Source organism: Gordonia heveisoli (assembly GCF_030315745.1).
GTDB lineage: Bacteria > Actinomycetota > Actinomycetes > Mycobacteriales > Mycobacteriaceae > Gordonia.
Genome location: NZ_JASXSH010000028.1, coordinates 19,173 through 38,345, shown reverse-complemented (window position 1 = coordinate 38,345; position 19,173 = coordinate 19,173). Strand labels below are relative to the sequence as shown.

Sequence of the window (19,173 nt, the reverse complement as noted above, 5' to 3'; positions counted from 1 at the left end):
TAAGCGCAAAGGCCGGGTCACCCGTTGGGTGACCCGCCCTTTGTTGCGTGCGGACTGCGTTCGCGAGCTCAGAGTGCGGCGGCCACCGGAGTGAACGCCCCGCGGTAGCCCGCGCCGGGATGACGGTCGTCGAGCAGATCGTGCCCGAACAACTTCTGGCGCGTGGTACCCGGCGCATACTCACGTTGCGCGAGGCCGCGCTCCTGGAGCACCGGGATCACGTGATCGATGAACTCGACGTAGCTGCCCGGGATCGTCGCGTTGACGACGTTGATACCGTCGACGCCGGCATCGCGCCAGACGGCCAGCTGGTCGGCAATCTGGTCTGGTGTACCGACGACGCGCGAGTTGCGGCCGAGGACGCGTCCCAGATCGCCGACCGTCGGTTCGCGCCCCTCGACCGCCTCGGATACCCACTGGAGCAGACTGCGGGTGCCTTCGCTCTCGATCTCGCCCAACGGCGTGTCCAGGGGATGGCTGCCGAAGTCCACGCCGAGCCCGCCGGACAGATGGGCGATCATGGCGTCGAGGTCGATGTTCTCCTCGAGTTCGCGTTCTTTGCGGCGGGCCTCGGCCTCGGTGCTGCCGATGACGAAATGCAGGCCCTGGAAGAACTTGAGATCGTGCGGATCCCGTCCGTGCGCGGGTAGGAGCGCACGCGTCTCGTCGATCAGGGTGCGGGCCGCTGCCGGCCCGGGGGAGATGATGAACTGTGCCTCCGCATTGCGGGCGGCGAATTCACGCCCGGCGGGCGAGGATCCGGCCTGGAAGAGCAGGGGCGTGCGTTGAGGTGACGGGGCGACCAGATGTGGCCCCTCGACGCGGTAACGCGCACCCTCGTGGAAGATCTTGTGTACCTTGTCGGGATCGGCGTGGACGCCCCGCGTCTTGTCCTGCAACAGTGCGCCCTCGTCCCAGGAACCCTCCCACAGTTTGTAGACGACCTCGGCGTACTCCTGTGCCCAGACGTACCGTTCGTCATGTTCGACGAGCCCGTCGTAACCGAAGTTGCGGAAGGCATTCGCCAGGCCGCTGGTCACGATGTTCCAGGCGATGCGGCCATTCGACGCGTGATCGAGGGTCGAGATCTTGCGGGCGAAATTGAACGGGTGCTCCTGCGGGACCGAACTGGTGATCGCGATGCCGAGATCGGTGGTGTTGTAGGCGATCGCGGAGGCGATGACCGACGGATCATTGCTGGGGATCTGCAGGCCGGCCTCGAGGTATTTACGATATCCGCCGTCGTAGTCGCCGTAGAGGCCGACGACGTCCGCGAAGAAGATGAAGTCGAATTTGCCGCGCTCGAGTTCGCGGGCCAGTCCGACCCAGTGTTCGAGCGAGTTGAAGTCGGTCTGTCGTGCGTCGTCGGTCCGCCACAATCCTTGCAGGATATGGGAGGTGGTGTTCATGACGAAGGCTGCGTAGTGCAGCGGTTTGGGTTGCGACACGATGTCTCCTGATCGGGAAAGTGGCTGTCCGAGGCTCTATTTGACAATCAGCTTGCGCTGCGAGGCCATGGTGAACACGGCGGCGACGACGATGACGAGACCCTTGATGATGGTCTGGGTATAGTCGGCCGCCCCGATCTGGTTGAGGCCGTTGGACAACACGGTCAGAATCAAGACACCGAGCACGGTACGGGTGACACTGCCGACACCGCCGGACAGGGCGGTGCCGCCGATCACGATGGCGGCTACCGAATCCAGCAGGATCGTCGAGCCCAGGGTGGGTCCCGCCGCGCCGAGCTGTGCGGTCAACAGTAGGCCGGCGAGTCCGGCAGTGACACCCGACGCGACGAGGACGAAGACCTTCACCCGGCGGGTGGCAACGCCGGCGAGCTCGACGACGCGTTCGTTGCCGCCGACCGCATAGGTGTACAGCCCGATTCGGGTGCGTCGGGAGACGAACCACACGACTGCGAAGACGACCAGTGCGATCACCGCTGCGTTCTGGAGGTTGGGGATCCACTGTCCGACAGCCAGATTGCGAATACCCGGTGCGGTGAAGTTGATCGTGCTGCCCTGCAGGATGGTCAGTCCGACGCCGGCGAACAGTGACAGCGTGCCGAGAGTGGCGATGAACGAAGGGACTCGGCCGTAGGCGAAGACGACCCCGTTGAGCAGTCCGATGGCGGCGCCGACCGCAATCGAGACGACAATCGCGAGTACTGGATTGTTCAGCCCGTGGCTGATCAGGTACGCGACCACGGTGCCGGTCAGCAAGGCGATGGAACCGACCGACAGATCGACGCTCCCGGCGATGACGACCAGGGTCGCGCCGAGCGAGGCGAGCAAGAGGATGCCTGCCTGGCCGCTGATGAGGGCGAAGTTGGCGGGACTGAAGAATGCCTCGGCGCGCACCGCGAAGAAGGCCACCAGTGCGATCAGTGCGCTGAGGGGTAGCACCGTGGTCACCAGATATGGCCGGATCCGGTTTCCGAGGTTGGCGAGTGAGGCCGGTACGACCGGCCAGTGTGGTGCCGCGGTGGCCGAATCGTTGTTCGGTACCACTGGTTCGGCAGCCGGGACGGTCGGGGTCGAGTCGAGTTCGACGGTCATGCCATCATCCGTTCATGGTGTGGGATAAGGAGTTCACGCGGAGGGGGTGGGTGAAGCGAGGGCCGGCGAGCTGTCCGGGTGCGTCCCGGCGGGGACGCCGCCCGGGATCATCAGTGCCACCAGGTCATGTTCGGCCGGTTCGTCGTCGGCGGAGGCTTCGACGGTCGCGACGAGTCGACCGTTGGTGATGACCGCGATGCGATTGGACAGACCGATGAGTTCCGGCAGGTCGTCGCTGATCAGAATGATGGACGTGCCCTCGGCGGAGGCCGCGCGCAGCAGATCGTAGATTCCTTCGCGGGCCCCGGTGTCGACTCCCTGGGTGGGGGCGTCGAGGACCAGGATGTCGGGTTTGCGCAGCAACCACTTCGCGAGTAGGACCTTCTGCGCGTTACCGCCCGACAGCGACGACACCGGCGCATCGATGCCGTCGGCCACGATGCCGAGTTCGTCCACGTATCGCTGCGCGGCCTTGCGCGCCCGACCGACCGCCCACAGACCGGCGCGCTTGGTGGCGAACCGATCGTGCAGCGACGCCAGCTGGATGTTGTCCACGATCGACGCGGAGGTGATCAAGCCTTTCTCGGCGCGATCCGGTGGCACGTAGGCGATCCCGGCCGCGACATGTTCGGCGACACCGCCGGTCAAGGGTTGGCCGTTCACCGTGATGGTGCCGGAGTCGCGGCGCAGCGCGCCGGCGATGAGTTCACCGAGAACCCGCTTGCCCGAACCCTCGGTACCCGCGAGTCCGAGGATCTCGCCGGGCCGGACGGTCAGCGATGCCTCGCGGAGCACGCCGGCACCCGAAAGTCCGGTGGCGACAAGACGTTCGGGCACCACCTCGGCAATCGTGCGCTGTGCGCCCTCGCGGTAGGAGTTCGTGGCCCGGACCCTCCCCACCATCAGCCGGTGGAGTTCGGTCTCGTCGGCGCCCGCCGTCGCCCGCTCGGCGATCGACTCGCCGTCCTTGAAGACGGTGATCCGATCGGTGGTCTCGAGGATCTCGGGGAGCCGGTGGGAGACGAAGACCACGGCCGCGACGCCGCGCAGTCGCGCCAGCAGCCGCAGGAAGTTGTCTTCGTGGTCGTGGTCGAGTGCGGTGGTCGGCTCATCGAAGAGGACGACGGGACGGGTGATTTCGAGTTTGTCGGCGAGCGCGGTGACCCGGGCGATGTCGAGGCTCTGCTTCTGCCCGGGAGTGAGCAGTCCAGTCGGACCCGTCGGGTCCACGTCGTCGACGCCTGCCTGCTGCAGCGCCTCCGAGGTGGCGCGAATCAGCGCGCGCCGGTTGAGCACACCGCGATTGGCGAACAGCTTCTCCCAGCCGAAGAAGGTGTTCTCGTAGACCGCGAGCGCATCGATCAGGTTGGTTTCCTGAAACACCCGGAAGATGCCGAGCCGGTTGGCCTCCTGATAGGTCTTGGGCGCGATGTCGACGCCGTCGAGCCTTAGCGTTCCCTCGTCGTAGGGGAGGACACCGGACACGATGTTGAGGATGGTGCTCTTACCGGCTCCGTTCTCCCCGATCAGGCCGACGACCTCGCCGTCGCCGACGCTGAGGTCGACGCCGCGCAATGCGCGGTTGGCCCCAAAGGATTTCACGATTCCGCGCGCCTGAAGACGCGGTTGCTCGACGTTGCTCACTGCTTCCTCCCGAAGGGTGAGGGTCCGAGGACCGGGGTGCGATAGTGCTCGCGGTAGAGGGCGCGGATGCGATCGAACTCGCCGTCGCGACGTGCCTGCAGGTACGCAGCCGGATACTCGAAGCCGTCTGGTTTGGGGATGCCGGGCCACACCTTGTCGAGATCCTCGATCGGATAGGCGTCGAACTGCAGATCGAAGTCGTGGGGATGCTCGACGCGCGAGAGCAACTTGACGTCGAAGGATTCCCCGACCGGACCGTCGACGTAGCGCTGTTTGAAGACCTGCGCGTTGTCGGCGGTGATGATCTCGGCATGCCAACCGTAGGTGCGCTCGGCCGCGCTGGGCTGCCACCCGTTGAGCCGATCATGGAACTGCGCGATGGTGACGAAGGCCGGGTACGCCGGGACGTTGCCGGTGGTGACCAGTTGGGTACCGGCCAGGATGCGTTCGATTCCGGCAGTGGATCCGTTGGCGCCCACCACGAATACATCTTTGCCAGGAACCTTGCCCGCAGCCTCGATACCGGCGACGACGCCGGTGGCGGCGTCATCGTTGACGGCCACGATGCCGACGGTGTCCGGGTAGCGGGCCAGCAGCGACGTCGTCGCCCGTTGGGACAGGTCGGCGTCGTACTTCGCGTGCAGTTCACCGGCGAACCGGATCTTCGGGTACTTCTTCAACGTGTCGTGGACCGCGAGGCGCCGTTGTGTCTCACACCCGTCGATCGACGGATAGAAGCCGCCCACACGTACGACGGTGCCCTGTTCGCCGATCTTGTGCGCGAGGACGTCGACGGCCTTGCCGACCGATTCATACTCGTCCGGCATCAGGAAGGAATTGAAGTTCGGCCCGTATTCGTCACTGTGCCAGGGCGTGTACCAGGCGGGCGAGTTCCAGGCCGCCTGGAAGAGGACGCCATTGCGGTTGGAGTCCTGGGCCAGCGTGGGCAGCGCGCCGGGATCGTTGAGACCGACGAAGATGGCGGTGGTCTTCTGGGTCAGTAACTGGTTGAACTGATTCGACTGCACCGCGGCATCGGAACGCCCGTCGAGTACCACCGATGCGTAACCGAGTTGTTCGGCAGCCGATTTGTATGCGTTGGCCCACTGGATGGCGTAGTCGCCGGTCGAGGACCAGTTGAGGAGCGCGAATTTGCCGTCGGTGTGGGCGACCCCGCCTGCACGGTCACCGCCGTGGCGGCCGAGGGCGGTCAGCGTGCCCCCGGCCGCGATTGCGGCGGCGCTGCCTGCGAGCAGCTTCACGAACTGCCGCCGGCCGAGACCATAGGTGTCGAGCTTGTCGAGCACCGAATCGATGGCGCGCCGGTTGTCGGGGTCGCGCTCGTCGATCTCTTGCACCATTGTCGTTGCCTGTCTGCGGATGTGGTGTGTGCGGAGTCGGCTCAGAAGTAGCCGTTGGCGGGCAGATCCTGATCGAGTAGCACGTTGGCTCCAACGGCCTGCGCCTTGAGGCGAGCCGGGTTGTGCAGCGTGATCGTGCGGATGTTGCGCCAATGCCGGTCGAGATCCTTGTCGCGGCCTGCGGCGGAGGCGCCGCCCGCCTCGAAGAGCAGCGTCGCGGCCCGTGTACCGATCTCGTCGAGGACCACCTTTGCCTTGGAGGCGGCCAGCGACGCCTGCTGGGCCAGGGCGGGATTCTGGATGCCGTCGACGGCGGAAGCCGTTGCGGCGTCGAGGGCTTCGGCGGCGATCAGCACGGTGCTCTCGGTCACGAAGGCCAGGGAGGCCAGTTCGCCGACGACCTGCTGCAGCGACGGATCGCGGGTGGGTTCTGGCGATGACGCGTGGGAGAAGTTGCGGCTGCGTCCCGCGACGAGAGCCTTGGCGTCGGCGACGACCGCGCGCAGGATGCCTGCGATGATCGCGTGCAGGTAGAGCTGGACGAAGGCGCCCTGGGTGGACTGGGGCAGCGGTTCGTCGAAGGGCACCTCGCGCAGCAGATCCTCGCGATGGACCTCGACATCGCGCAGGCGGGTGGTGCCCGAACCGGTACGGCGCTGGCCGAATCCGTCCCAGTCGTCGACGATCTCGATACCCGCGCGGTCGGTGGGGACGACCAGCGACGTCAACGTGGTGCCTTGCACGGACCAGACGCTGACATAGTCGGCGAACAAGGTTCCCGTGCTGTAGAACTTCTCGCCGTTGAGCACGAAATGGTCGTCGACGGGGGTGAGGGTGGTGCTGAACTCGTAGTCGCCGGCCGCCTTGGTTCCGCGCTCGCTGGTCGCGTTGGCGAAGACCTTGCCCGCGGCGACGAGATCGAGGAATCGGTCGGCGTTGTCGGTGCGCAGGTTGAGGAATTCCTCGGTGAGCCAGAAGTGGGTGCGGTAGATGTGGGCGACGGTCGGATCCGCGGCGGCCAAACCGATTACCGCGGCGAACAACTCGCGAACCGAGGCACCCGAGCCGCCGCGTTCGACGGGCAGCCGCAACTTGCTCAACGGGCTCTCGGCGACCAACTTCACCTGATCGAAAGGATTCACGTTGTCGAGTTCGCGACGCACCACGCCGTCGGCGACGCGGGCGAAGAGCTCATCGAAGTCGGCGGTGAGGGAACTCGTGGACGTGGTGTCCGTGGATGTGCTGTCCGCGGACGCGGAAACGGTACTGGTCATGGCGACTCCTCCTCCAGTGCGCAGGCGTCATCGGACGTCCGGCTGGGACGTCGAAGACGCTGGCGCGGAAATTGTTTCGCCGGGTGGCGCACGAAACACCGATCCCGGCATCGGATCCCAGCGCGGATGCGTGGGTTCCGGTGACCCTTGTCGGCGACGACGCTACGGGCGGGGAGGTATCCCAGGAAGGGATCGATGCACGCGGCGCAAAAGGCGATCCGTGGTCCGGGCGGAGCTACTCGGAGCTGGGGATGACGATCATCGGCACCGCGACGGTGCGCAGGATCTTGGCCGCGGTGGTACCCAGGAACAGGGTGGCGGGTGCCGCCAGTCGGCTCGATCCGACGACCAGCACGTCACCGGGCATCCACTCGACCGCTTGCACCGCGTCCTCGATGGTCCGGCCCTCGGAGATCGTCGAGCTGAGATCGGCGAAGTCCTCGGGCACCCGGGCGCGAGCCTGATCGATATTGTCCTGCGCGTGTGCGCGGGCGGTGGCGATCAGCTCCGGTTCGGGATCGGGATTCCAGGGCGCTACCTCGTTGAGTGCCACCAACGCCAACAGACGGACCGGCCGATGCGTACCCACCCCTCGACTTCGTGCCAGCTCGGTCAGCAGCGGGGTCTGGGGCCGATGCCCGACGGCGACGGTGAACCGGGTGACCTCGGGCGCCCCGGTATGGCTGAAACCGGCCGGTGCGAGGGCCACAGGTATCGGCGCGGAATGGAGGATGTCGTTGACGACGGTGCCGAGGGTATGTCGTCCGGCGATGCCGCCACCGGAACCGCCGATCACCATCATCTCCGCGCCAGAGCGCCGGGCCCGCCGGATCAGGCCGTCGGCCGGATTGGCATGCACTGCGATCGAGGTTTTCACTCGGATATCGTCGGGGACCTTCGCCACCGCCTCGTCCAGCCACCCCTTGGCTGCGAGGTCGAGTGCGTCTGCGAAGCGTTCGACGTCGGCGGTCGGATGCGCGGGTTCGGGCGGGATGACGATGCAGATCTCCAGATCGGCGTCGAAGGTGCGCGCGAGACTCGATCCCAGTGCGACGGCGTCCTCCCCGCCCGCGGTGGCGATGTAGGCGACGAGGAGTTTCATCGGGCGGCTCCGCTCTGCGCTGTGGACCGAATGCGGTGGATCGGATCCAGCCTAGCGATCCCGGCAAGGACGCCGAAACGAAATCGGTGTGCCGATCGACAGATCGGCACACCGATTCGTGGCCTTGTCACGATGACTCCCCAGGGTGATGCTCAACTCAGGTGATGGACCTCCTGCAGGCGGTAGACCGGGGTGTCGATGCCCTCGAAGCGGGCCTTCAGCTGGAGCGCCAGATACAGCGAATAGTGGCGCGATTGATGCAGATTCCCGCCGTGGAACCACAATCCGGGCTGTTGGGTCGGCTTCCACATATTGCGCTGTTCTCCTCCCCACGGGCCGGGGTCCTTGGTCGTCTCCGAACCCAGACCCCACACCTTGCCCACCCGGTCGGCAACGTCGCGGCCCATCAGGTCCGCGGCCCAGCCGTTCATCGAGCCGTAGCCGGTCGCGTAGACGATCACGTCGGCCGCCAGTTCGGTGCCGTCGGCGAGGACGACGCTGTCTTCGGTCAGATGATCGACGCCGCCGTGAGCCAGTTTGATGGTGCCGTCGGCGACGAGATCACAAGCGCCGACATCGATGTAGTACCCGGAGCCGCGGCGTAGGTACTTCATGAACAGGCCGGAATCGTCGTCGCCGAAGTCGAGCAGGAAGCCGGCCCGCTCGAGTCGATCGTAGAAATCCTTGTCGCGCTCCCGGATCTGGTCGTAGAGCGGGATCTGGAACTGATGCATGATCCGGTAGGGCAGGGATGCGAAGGTGAGATCGGCCTTCTTGGTCGACATCCCGGACTCGACCGCCTGCTCGCTGTAGAGCGCGCCGAGGCCGATCTCCATCAACGAGTCGGATCGGACGATGTGGGTGGAGGAGCGCTGCACCATGGTGGTGTCGATCCCGTTCTCCACCAGCGCCTTACAGATGTCATGTGCGGAGTTGTTGGCACCGATGACGACGACCTTCTTGCCGATGAACCCGTCTGGTCCAGGGTGTCGGCTGGAGTGATGCTGATCGCCCGCGAAGAGGTCGTGGCCGGGGAACTGCGGCACGTTGGCCTTACCCGACATGCCGGTGGCCAGGACCACCTGCGTCGGGTGAAGAGTCATCGCCTCACCGTCGCGGATGAGCTCGACGGTCCAGCGCCCGGCGTCCTCGTCGTAGGTGGCCGAGGTGCATTCGGTCTTGCTCCAGTACGGGACTTCCATGACCTTCGTGTAGAACTCCAGCCAGTCGCCGATCTTGTCCTTGGGGGCGAAGACCGGCCAGTTCGCCGGGAAGGGCAGGTAGGGCAGGTGGTCGTACCACACCGGATCGTGAAGGCAGAGCGTCTTGTAGCGGTTGCGCCACTGATCTCCCGGCCGTTCGTGTTTGTCGACGACGATGGCCGGCACACCCAGCTGACGCAACCGGGCACCCAGGGCGATCCCACCCTGGCCGCCACCGATGACGAGAACATAGGGATCGACGGTGCGGCCGAGTTCGGCCTCTTCGGCCTCCCTGCGCTCGGCCCACGACCGTGGATCGGGGTCGGATCCGTGGACGGCGCCACGGACTCGGGTATGGCCAGCGGGCTCCTCGTGGCCCTTGAGCTCCTGCAATGTCGTCAGCAGCGTCCAGCCCTGGTCGACACCGGTGTCGGCGTCGCGACGGAGACGGAGATGGCCTTCACCGCGGCCGGTGGCGGTCTCGAACCGGATGAACGCCGACGCCACCCCGTCGTCGTCGGTGGCAGGCTCACTCGTCGTGAACCCGGCGGGGTCGGTGTCGTCGAGTCGTTCACCCAGCATGTCTGCGATCTGCTCCCGTCCTTCGACGGTGGTCAGGTTCCAGGTGAAGGCGACCAGATCGCGCCAGTAGGAGTCGATGGCGAACATCGCGACGACGGCGTCGACGTCGCGGGCGGCGAGGGCCGCGTTGAAATCGGCCAACCACCCCTCGACCCGCTGTTGTGCCGTGGCGGGCGGTCGGGTCTGGCTGTGCACCTGCTGGGGTTCGAGTGTCTGAGTCATGATGTTCGGCACCTCCTGGCCGGGATCGCGGGGATCTTCGAGGCACACGACGCGGGTGCGTCGTCGATGTGATCCACAGCACACCGCGCACCCCGGTCGGCGGACAAGGGTTGCAATGGGTTGCGGCGGCGCCCCCTTTGCGTGACCGGTGTGATCGGGCGCACAATCGAGACGATGACGACCTCCGATGCCCGCTCGATCCCGGAACCCGCGGTCTCCGCCGGTGACGATCCGCGACACTTCGCGCAGGTCCTGTCTGCCGTCTACGACGCCGCGATGTCCGGTTCGCGACTGCCGGCCCGTCCACGTTCGCTGATCACCCAGTCGTGGGATCGGGTGCGAACGGCGGGCGTCAATCCGGATTCGGGCGGCGCGGCCGACACGCTCGGCGTCGCGGAACTCGAAGCGCAACGTCGGGAGTCCGGTCTGGCGGCCGTACTGGGCGAACTGACGCGGGGGCTCGACGCGGTCATCGCCGACGGCGACAACATTCTCGTCGTCGCCGATCCGCGGGGCCGGGTGCTCTGGCGCAGCGGATCGCCCCGGGTGCTGACCCGCGCGGACCGGCTGGGCTTCGTCGAAGGAGCCGACTGGGCGGAGAGCTCGGTGGGTACCAACGCGATCGGTACGGCGCTGATGTCCCGACGCCCGGTGCAGGTGTTCTCGGCCGAACATTTCGTGCGCACCCACCACTCCTGGACCTGCACCGGTGCGCCGATCACGGATCCGCGGACCGGTGTGCTGCTCGGCGTCGTCGACGTCAGTGGTCCGGCGGCCACCGTCCACCCGACGACCCTCGCGCTCGTCGCCTCGGTGGCCAGGCTGGCCGAGTGCACCCTGCGTGATCAGCACCGCCGCAGCCTTGACGCGCTGCGGTCGGTCGCCGCGCCGATCCTGGCCCGCTCGGCAGGGCGGGCGTTGGCCGTCGACGAACACGGCTGGGTGGTCGCGGTCGACGGACTCGCGCCGCGAGAACGGGTGACACTGCCGTCTGCTCTGCGGGCCGGCCGGACGTGGCTCCACGACCTCGGGGACTGCGACATCGAACCGCTGCCGGGTGGCTGGCTCGTCCAGGTGGCGCCGACGTCCGCGCCGGGTTCGCGAACCATCGTCGAACTCGATCTGGCCGCGACCCCGCCGACGGTCCGGGTCGGGGCGGGGGACGGATCGTGGTCGTGGAATCCGACGCCACGACATGCACAGATCCTCGCCCTGGTGGCGAGGTCGCAGAGTGGTTGTAGCGCGGCCGACCTGTCGAGACACCTGTTCGGCACCGACGATCGGACGGTCACGGTGCGCGCGGAGGTGTCACGGCTGCGGAAGCGTCTCGGCGGGATGCTGGTGGCCAATCCCTATCGTTTCGCCGATTCGATCGAGGTCGTGTTCGACGACTCGCACCGCACGGCCGGGTAGCTCAGTCCCGTCCGCCCCATCGACAGAACAGGAACCCCGTACATGGCCGAGTTCACTGGACGCGTCGCGTTCATCACCGGCGCCGCACGCGGCCAGGGCCGTTCGCATGCGCTCGAGTTCGCCCGGCAGGGTGCCGACATCGTGATCTGTGACCGTTGCGCGGACTCACCGGCGGTCGCCTATCCGCTCGCGACCGAGGCCGATCTGGCCGAGACCGTCCGACTGGTCGAGGCCACCGGTGTCCGCTGCCTGTCGGCGGTGGTGGACACCGCCGACCGGGCTGCGGTGGACGCGCTCGTCGATCGTGCGACCGGCGAGTTCGGCCGGATCGACATCGCGGTCGCCAACGCCGGGGTGTCGGTCGCCGCGCCGATCCAGGTGATGCCTCAGAACATGTGGGATGAGGCCATCGCCTCCAACCTCACCGGCGTCTTCAACACGGTCGCCGCGGTGGCGCCGGGGATGGCCGAACGCGGCTACGGCCGAATCATCACGGTGTCGTCGATGATGGGGCGGGCCGCCAACACCAGTATGGCCGCCTACAGTGCGTCGAAATGGGGTGTCATCGGGCTGACCAAGAGTGCCGCGCTCGACCTCGCCAAGACTGGCGTCACCGTGAATGCGGTTGCCCCCGGCAATATCTCGACCCCGATGATCCACAACGACTTCCTGTATCACCTGATGCGTCCCGACCTGGACCAGCCGACCAGCGCCGACGTCGCGCCGGTCTTCACGTCGCTGCATGCGCAGCCCGTGCCCTGGCTGGAACCCGAGGAGGTCACACGCGTGGTGGTCTTCCTCGCCGCCGAGGGCAGTGCACATATGAGCGGCATCGTGGTACCTATCGACGCAGGCAACGCGGCACGCGTCACCGGCTGATCGGGGTCCACCCGTACCGGCGGCGAACCTGCCAAGATCGTCCCCATGAGCTCGCACGTCGACGGCTACCTCCGTCACATCATGGACACCTGCGCCGTCGACCGCACCGGTGAGGTGGCCGACTACATCCCGGAACTCGCCGCAGTCGACCCGGACGGATTCGGGCTGTCGCTGTGCGTCCATGACGGGCACATCTACTCCGACGGCGACAGCGGCGTGGAGTTCACCATCCAGTCGGTGTCCAAGCCGCTGACCTACGCGATGGCACTCGGCAGGCTCGGCGTCGAAGCGGTGGATGCGAAGATCGGCGTGGAACCGTCGGGGGAGGCGTTCAACGAGATCAGCGTCGACGACCGGCGGCGGCCGAAGAATCCGATGATCAACGCGGGGGCGATCCTCGCGGCGTCGTTGCTGCTGCCCCCGGTACGTGAGGTCGCCGACGACATGGTCGCGAAGGTGTTCGACGAACTCGTCGACTTCTACTCGGCGTGCGCCGCGCGCAGGCTGAGGATCGACGAACAGGTCTACGCCTCCGAGGCCGCCACCGGTTCACGCAATCGGGCGATCGCCTACATGTTGGACAGCTTCGGCGCCCTGGACACCGCACCCGACGCCGCGCTCGACCTCTACTACCGGCAGTGTTCGATCCGGGTGACCACCGACGATCTCGCCGTCGTCGGGGCCACCATCGCCAACGGTGGGGTGAATCCGCGGACCGGTCGGCAGGCATTCTCCGGGCAGGTGGCCCAGCGGTTGCTGTCGGTGATGACCACCTGCGGCATGTACGACGGTGCGGGGGACTGGGTGACCGGCGTCGGGCTGCCGGCCAAGAGCGGTGTCGGCGGTGGCATCCTCGCCGTCCTGCCTGGTCAGCTCGGTATCGGCGTGTACTCGCCGAGACTGGACGAACACGGCAACAGCGTGCGCGGCGTAGAGGCCTGCCGTCACCTGTCCAGTGATCTCGGCCTGCACATGTTCAACGTGACCCGCGAGTCGAGGGTGACGATCCGCTCGGTCTTCGACATCTCCGACATCGAGGTCGGTCCGGACTGGTCGGAGGCCGAGCGCGGCTTCTTGCGCACCTGTCGGGACCGGGTTCGGGTTTACGAACTGCAGGGTGACCTGACCTTCACCGGGGCCGAGAGTGCTCTGCGGCGCCTGGAGGCCGACATCGACGACTATGCGGTGGCCATCGTGGAGATCTCGCGGATCGACGTCATCGACCCGGTGGCGCGGACTATGGTGCTCGCGATGAAGCGCACGCTCGACGACGTGGGCAAACGGGCGATGATCGTCGACCCCGACGGGGTGGTGCGGGCCAGTGTCGATCGGCACCGGCGTGACACGATCGCTCCGAATCTCAATGTGCCCGAGGATCTTCGAGGATTCGACCCGACTCTTCCGCATGTGCACGCCACCATGGATCAGGCGATCGTCGACGCCGAGGAGTTCTTGCTGAAGCAGTTCACCGATCGGTGAACGACTACCGGCGTGGGCCGACGAGTCGAGGATCGTCGGGACGTTAGGGTGGGCGGGTGCGTCTCGTCATCGCCGAATGCCAGGTCGACTACGTCGGCCGGCTCACCGCTCACCTGCCCATGGCCCGCCGGCTGCTGCTCATCAAGTCGGATGGGTCCGTCAGCATCCATGCCGACGACCGCGCCTACAAACCGCTCAACTGGATGAGTCCGCCGTGTTGGCTGGCCACCGCGCCGGTACCCGACGGCGTCGAGGCGACCGAGTATTGGGTGGTCACCAACAAAGCGGGTGAGGAGCTGAGGATCACCATCGCGGCGATCGAACACGACACCGAACACGAGCTCGGCGTCGATCCTGGGCTGGTCAAGGACGGGGTGGAAGCACACCTGCAAGAACTGCTCGCCGAACATGTCGACACCCTCGGGGCCGGGCACACCCTCGTCCGGCGCGAATACATGACCGCCATCGGCCCGGTCGACCTGCTCTGCCGCGATGCCGACGGTGGCACCGTCGCGGTGGAGATCAAGCGGCGCGGCGAGATCGACGGGGTCGAGCAACTGACCCGCTACCTTGAACTGCTCAACCGTGACCCGCTGCTCGCGCCGGTCGCGGGGGTGTTCGCCGCCCAGCAGATCAAACCGCAGGCCCGCACCCTGGCTGAAGACCGTGGAATCCGTTGTCTGGTACTCGATTACGATGCCCTGCGCGGTGCCGAGAGCACCGAGTTCCGCCTGTTCTAGGCGGAACTCGGCGTCGTAGTGGGTCTCAGTGCGTGCGCGCCGGCGTGGACAGGAACTGGTTGAGGAGTTCCAGGTCGTCGTCGTCCGAGCGGGCTTCGTAGTCGGTCTCATCCGAGCGGACCAGCAGGTCTGGGAGGTCGGCCAGCTTCGTGCGCAACTCGTCGAGATGACCGGCGACCTCACGGCGCGAGCGGTCGGCGGCACCGGCAAGCTCACGTGAACGGGCCAGACGCTCGGTGGCGATCTCCAATGCGATCCGCTTGGTGTCGGCGGCCTCGGTGGCCGCCTGCTCGCGTTCCGCGGTGATCTCGGCTTCGTGGCGTTCGCGCTCGGCCTGACGCTGCCGGGAACTGGTCGCGTCGAGCTCGGCGGCCTCGTTCTGGGCCTTCTGGGTGACGCGCTGGGCGTAGTCCTGCGCGGCGGCGATGGTGCGCGAATGTTCGGCTTCCATCGCGGCGGTACGTTCGGCGATCAGTCGGGCCGATTCGGCCTCGTTCGCGGCGGCGGTCTCCTTGACCTCGCGGGCGCGCCGGTCCGCGCCGTCGACGAGGGCCTTGGCCGTTGCGGTGCTCTCCGCCCGGGTCCGTTCGGCCTCAGCACGAGCCGAGTCGATGGTCTCGGTGTACTCGGCTTCCATGGCGGCGGTGCGTTCGGCGATCTGTCGGGCCGATTCGGCCTCGTTGGCTGCTGCGGTCTCCTTGACCTCGCGCGCACGACGCTCGGCGTCGTCGATCAGGGTCTTGGCGGCGGCCGCGGCCTCGGAACGGATCTTCTCGGCTTCCTCGCGGGCCTCAGCGCGCAGATCGCCGGACTCCTGCCGCGCCACCGACAGCGTCTCGGCCGCCTCCGCTGCGGCCTCGGCGCGGATCTCGCTCGCCTCGTCCGAGGCGAGCTGGAGCATCCGTGAGAGCCGGTCGCTCATACCTTGCGCGGTGGTCGGCGAGACGGACAGTTTGTCGACCTCGCGGCGGAGCGAGTCGATCTCGTCGCGCGCGTGTTGCAGGCGCGCGACGAGCTCGGCCGCGTTGGCGGTCGCCGCATCCCGATCGGCCGCCAACACCCGCATCTCGGCGTCGAGTCGTTGCAGGCGATCAGCGACTTGGTCTTTGTCGTAGCCGCGCATCACGATCGCGAATGGAAGGGGCCGTTGGGCGGGAGCTGGCATGTGCGACAGTCTATCCGAGGCTTGTCGTTCAGTGGGAGGACGATGCGGCGGGCTCGACGAGCTCGAGCAGCACGCCGCCGGCGTCCTTGGGATGCACGAAGTTGATACGCGAGTCCGCGGTGCCGCGCTTGGGCGCCGGGTACAGCACGCGGATACCCGCGTCGGTCAGTCGCCGGGTCACCTCCTCGACGTCGGTGACGCGGACGGCGAGCTGCTGCAGACCGGGTCCGCTGCGGTCGATGAACTTCGCGATCGTCGACGACTCGTCGAGGGGAGCCAGGAGCTGGATCACGGCGCCTCCGTCGGCGAGACCGACCATCGCTTCTTCGACGCCCTGCTCGGTGTTGGTCTCCTGATGCAAGGTCTGAAATCCGAGATGCGTGGCGTACCACTGCTTGGCCGCGTCGAGATCCGGAACGGCGATGCCGACGTGGTCGATGGCGACGACGAGATCGGCGATCACGGCGGTTGGGCTACTGGGGTCTGCTGCTGAGGTGGTCATCTCCTAACGGTAGCGTTGAGGGGCCAGACACACAGAGCGGGCGGTCGCGCCCGCGGCTTCGCATCAACGCCGGAGCTCTTCATCGTCGGAGGTAGGAAGCACATGTCCGCGAATTCGGATCAGACGACCACAGTCATCGTCGGGGGTGCGCGCACGCCGTTCGGCCGCCTGCAGGGGTCCCTCAAGGGACACAGCGGTGTCGATCTCGGTGCAGTGGCGATCAAGGGTGCTCTGGAGCGCTCGGGTGTCCCCGCCTCCGTCGTCGACTACGTGATCATGGGCCAGGTGCTCACCGCGGGCGCCGGTCAGATGCCTGCGCGTCAGGCTGCCGTCAAGGCGGGCATCGGCTGGGATGTGCCCACCCTGACCATCAACAAGATGTGCCTGTCGGGTATCGACGCCATCGCCCTCGCCGATCAGCTCATCCGTGCCGGTGAGTTCGACGTCGTTGTCGCCGGTGGCCAGGAATCGATGACCCAGGCCCCGCATCTGCTGCCGGGTAGCCGGGATGGCTTCAAGTACGGCAACACCACCCTCGTCGACCACCTCGCCTTCGACGGCCTGCACGACGCCTTCACCGACCAGCCGATGGGTGCGCTGACCGAACAGGGCAACGACACCGACGGCTTCACCCGTGCCGAGCAGGACGAGTTCGCCGCTCGCAGCCACCAGCTCGCGGCCGCGGCATGGAAGAACGGTGTGTTCGCTGACGAGGTCGTGCCGGTCAGCATCCCGCAGCGCAAGGGGGACCCGATCGAGTTCACCGCCGACGAAGGTGTCCGCGCCGACACCTCCGCCGATTCGCTCGGCGGTCTGCGGCCGGCCTTCCGTAAGGACGGGTCCATCACCGCAGGCAACTCGTCGCAGATCTCCGACGGCGCGGCCGCGGTCGTGGTCATGAGCAAGGCCAAAGCGGAGGAACTCGGTCTCGAGTGGCTGGCCGAGATCGGCCGCCACGGTGTCGTCGCCGGCCCGGATTCGTCGCTGCAGGCGCAGCCCGCGAACGCCATCGCCAAGGCCTGCGAGCGTGAGGGCATCAACCCGGCCGACCTGGATCTGGTCGAACTCAATGAGGCCTTCGCCGTTGTCGGACTGGCATCGACCAAGCTGCTGGGCATCGATCCGGAGAAGGTCAACGTCAACGGTGGTGCCATTGCGATCGGTCACCCGATCGGTACCTCCGGTGCGCGCATCACCCTGCACCTCGCCCTCGAACTCAAGCGTCGCGGCGGCGGCATCGGTGCGGCCGCGCTGTGCGGCGCGGGTGGCCAGGGCGACGCTCTGATCATCCGCGTGCCCAAGGCTTGAGTGGATCGCGCGAAGGAGACATTTACTACACCGGGTCGTAGTTGCGGTGTCCGTTTCGGCACAATGGTGGACATGACTTCGTTCTTCGACCTGTCCACACCTGCCAAACGCTTCCGCTTCGTGGCCGTCCTGGAGGCGATCACCTGGGCGATCCTGATCGTGGCGATGGTGATCAAGCGCGTCTTCGACAATGAGGATGCGATCTTCGTCCCGGGTATGGCACACGGTGTCGTCTTCGTCGCGTTCATCCTGGTCGCGCTGCTGACGGCGTTCGCGCTGCGCTGGAACGCGAAGGTGACGCTGCTGGCGCTGGTGTCCAGCATCCCGCCGTTCGGCACCATCGTGTTCGAGTGGTGGGCCGCACGTAACGGACACCTTGCCGAACTGTCGACCGAGCAGTCGGCGGCGGCACCGGCCTGAGCTTCACCCGAATGAGAGGGTGACGAGCACGGCTACCTCCGACATCACGGCCACCGAGACCCGAGATTCCCGCATTCGCCGGGCCCGGGTCTCGGTGGCTGTCGTCTTTGCGCTCAACGGGTTTCTTGCCGCGATGTGGGTGGCCCATATCCCGGCCATCAGCGAACGCACGGGGGTCGGCCACGAACAACTCGGCGGATTGCTGCTCCTGCTCGGCGGGTCGGCCTTCGTCGGCATGCAGCTGTGCGGCCCGCTCATCGATCGGTTCGGGTCGGCGCCGCTGACGATCGTCGCGGCTATGTCGCTGTCGGCGGCGGTGGTGACGCCGGTGCTGGCGAGCAACGGTCCACAGCTGGCCCTTGCGCTGGCTGCGTTCGGCTTCGCCAACGGCGGGCTGGACGTCTCGATGAACGCGCAGGCCGTCGCCGTCGAACGTCGCTACCGGCGGCCGATCATGGCCGCGTTCCACGGCTATTTCTCCGTCGGGTCGCTGATCGGATCGGCGATCGTGGCCGCTGCCCTCGCCCTCGACATCAGGGTCGTCGTGACCGTGGCGACGGCTGCGGTGGTCGGTGTCCTGGTGATCGTCACGGTCGGCGGGGGACTGTTGCGCGCCGCACGTCCCGCCGGGACCGCCGCAGCCGACGGCCCCGCAGCCGACGCCGCGGCGACAGCCGGCGATCGCTGGTGGTCCGGAGTGGACCTGCGCAGGCTGGCACTGCTGGCCGCGGTCGCCTTCGCGCTCATGCTCGCCGAGGGCACCGCCTACGACTGGAGTGCTCTGCACGTCGTCGAGACCTTCGATACACCCGAGGCGACCGGCGCGATCTCCTTCGGCGCGTTCAGCGCTGCGATGGCCCTCGCGCGTTTCGGCGTCGATCGGGTGGCCGCACGGATCGGTTCGGTCATGGTGCTGCGGGGCGGATCGCTGATCGGACTCGTCGGCATGCTCGGCGCGATCCTGGCCCCGAGTGCGGGCTGGGCGATCGCGGGCTGGGCCGTCTTCGGCATCGGACTGGCCGGACTGATCCCACAGATCTTCACCGCGGCCGGCAATCTGACCGTCGCATCGAGCGGCCGGACGATCTCGCTGGTGGTCGGATGCGGGTACCTCGGCATGCTGGCCGGCCCGGCCGTCGTCGGGTTCATCAGCAGTCGCAGCACGCTGGGCACGGGCCTGATCGCCGCGGTGGCCGCACTCGTGTTCGCGGCTGTGGCCGCGTCCGTGGTGCGGGAGAACTCCCGGCACGATCACCGGGGTCGGGAACCTGGGCAGGGCCGGGACGCCGGTCATGCCACACTAGAAGGGTGACGCGACCAAC

Annotated in this window: 16 protein-coding genes; 7 read left to right on the top strand and 9 right to left on the bottom strand. The window is 67.1% G+C overall.

Features of this window, described 5'->3' with window-relative positions; translation table 11 throughout:
- Nucleotides 1-68: 68 nt before the first annotated feature.
- The 7 genes from QSJ18_RS18805 to QSJ18_RS18775 form a co-directional block, all read right to left on the bottom strand.
- Entirely contained in the window at nt 69-1,448 is a 1,380-nt protein-coding gene (locus QSJ18_RS18805) for an LLM class flavin-dependent oxidoreductase (protein WP_286328170.1), read from the bottom strand.
- Between the two features lie 36 nt (nt 1,449-1,484).
- Nucleotides 1,485-2,558 (bottom strand): ABC transporter permease, encoded by a 1,074-nt coding sequence (locus QSJ18_RS18800; RefSeq protein WP_286328168.1) that lies wholly within the window; start codon nt 2,556-2,558, stop codon nt 1,485-1,487.
- A 33-nt stretch (nt 2,559-2,591) separates the two neighbouring features.
- Nucleotides 2,592-4,202 carry a sugar ABC transporter ATP-binding protein gene (locus QSJ18_RS18795; RefSeq protein WP_286328167.1) on the bottom strand — a complete coding sequence of 537 codons (1,611 nt, stop codon included), beginning with the start codon at nt 4,200-4,202 and terminating at the stop codon, nt 2,592-2,594.
- The gene (locus QSJ18_RS18790; RefSeq protein ID WP_286328166.1) at nt 4,199-5,563 is read right to left on the bottom strand and encodes a sugar ABC transporter substrate-binding protein; all 1,365 of its coding nucleotides are present in this window, start codon (nt 5,561-5,563) and stop codon (nt 4,199-4,201) included. Before QSJ18_RS18790 ends, QSJ18_RS18795 begins: the two co-directional genes overlap by 4 nt.
- A 41-nt stretch (nt 5,564-5,604) precedes the next feature.
- Nucleotides 5,605-6,837 (bottom strand): acyl-CoA dehydrogenase family protein, encoded by a 1,233-nt coding sequence (locus tag QSJ18_RS18785; RefSeq protein ID WP_286328165.1) that lies wholly within the window; start codon nt 6,835-6,837, stop codon nt 5,605-5,607.
- A 235-nt stretch (nt 6,838-7,072) separates the two neighbouring features.
- The gene (locus QSJ18_RS18780; protein ID WP_286328164.1) at nt 7,073-7,939 is read right to left on the bottom strand and encodes a universal stress protein; all 867 of its coding nucleotides are present in this window, start codon (nt 7,937-7,939) and stop codon (nt 7,073-7,075) included.
- A 152-nt stretch (nt 7,940-8,091) separates the two neighbouring features.
- Nucleotides 8,092-9,945: an NAD(P)/FAD-dependent oxidoreductase gene (locus QSJ18_RS18775; RefSeq protein ID WP_286328163.1), complete on the bottom strand. Its 1,854-nt coding sequence runs from the start codon at nt 9,943-9,945 to the stop codon at nt 8,092-8,094.
- 174 nt (nt 9,946-10,119) lie between these two features.
- On the opposite strand from QSJ18_RS18775, the gene QSJ18_RS18770 reads away from it, so the two are divergent.
- The 4 genes from QSJ18_RS18770 to nucS are packed head-to-tail and all read left to right on the top strand — an operon-like array spanning nt 10,120 to nt 14,456.
- Entirely contained in the window at nt 10,120-11,358 is a 1,239-nt protein-coding gene (locus QSJ18_RS18770; RefSeq protein ID WP_286328162.1) for a helix-turn-helix domain-containing protein, read from the top strand.
- A gap of 42 nt (nt 11,359-11,400) precedes the next feature.
- Nucleotides 11,401-12,237, top strand: a complete 837-nt coding sequence (locus QSJ18_RS18765) for a mycofactocin-coupled SDR family oxidoreductase (protein ID WP_286328161.1) — start codon at nt 11,401-11,403, stop codon at nt 12,235-12,237.
- A 45-nt stretch (nt 12,238-12,282) separates the two neighbouring features.
- Nucleotides 12,283-13,716, top strand: coding sequence for a glutaminase A (gene glsA / locus QSJ18_RS18760; RefSeq protein ID WP_286328160.1), 1,434 nt, complete (start codon nt 12,283-12,285; stop codon nt 13,714-13,716).
- A gap of 56 nt (nt 13,717-13,772) precedes the next feature.
- On the top strand, nt 13,773-14,456 hold the full coding sequence (gene nucS / locus QSJ18_RS18755; RefSeq protein WP_286328159.1) for an endonuclease NucS: 684 nt from the start codon (nt 13,773-13,775) through the stop codon (nt 14,454-14,456).
- A gap of 25 nt (nt 14,457-14,481) precedes the next feature.
- Here the strand turns inward: nucS and QSJ18_RS18750 are convergent, their stop codons facing one another.
- Complete coding sequence (locus QSJ18_RS18750) at nt 14,482-15,621, bottom strand: coiled-coil domain-containing protein (RefSeq protein WP_286328158.1); 1,140 nt, start codon at nt 15,619-15,621, stop codon at nt 14,482-14,484.
- Nucleotides 15,622-15,649: 28 nt separating this feature from the next.
- Nucleotides 15,650-16,123 carry a methylmalonyl-CoA epimerase gene (gene mce / locus QSJ18_RS18745; protein WP_286328157.1) on the bottom strand — a complete coding sequence of 158 codons (474 nt, stop codon included), beginning with the start codon at nt 16,121-16,123 and terminating at the stop codon, nt 15,650-15,652.
- 102 nt (nt 16,124-16,225) lie between these two features.
- Between mce and QSJ18_RS18740 the strand changes: the two genes are divergently transcribed.
- The 3 genes from QSJ18_RS18740 to QSJ18_RS18730 all read left to right on the top strand — a co-directional run bounded on the left by QSJ18_RS18740 (nt 16,226) and on the right by QSJ18_RS18730 (nt 19,163).
- On the top strand, nt 16,226-17,431 hold the full coding sequence (locus QSJ18_RS18740) for an acetyl-CoA C-acetyltransferase (RefSeq protein ID WP_286328156.1): 1,206 nt from the start codon (nt 16,226-16,228) through the stop codon (nt 17,429-17,431).
- Nucleotides 17,432-17,503: 72 nt separating this feature from the next.
- Nucleotides 17,504-17,851, top strand: coding sequence for a DUF3817 domain-containing protein (locus QSJ18_RS18735; protein WP_286328155.1), 348 nt, complete (start codon nt 17,504-17,506; stop codon nt 17,849-17,851).
- Between the two features lie 73 nt (nt 17,852-17,924).
- Complete coding sequence (locus QSJ18_RS18730; RefSeq protein ID WP_286328174.1) at nt 17,925-19,163, top strand: MFS transporter; 1,239 nt, start codon at nt 17,925-17,927, stop codon at nt 19,161-19,163.
- Nucleotides 19,164-19,173 lie beyond the last annotated feature (10 nt).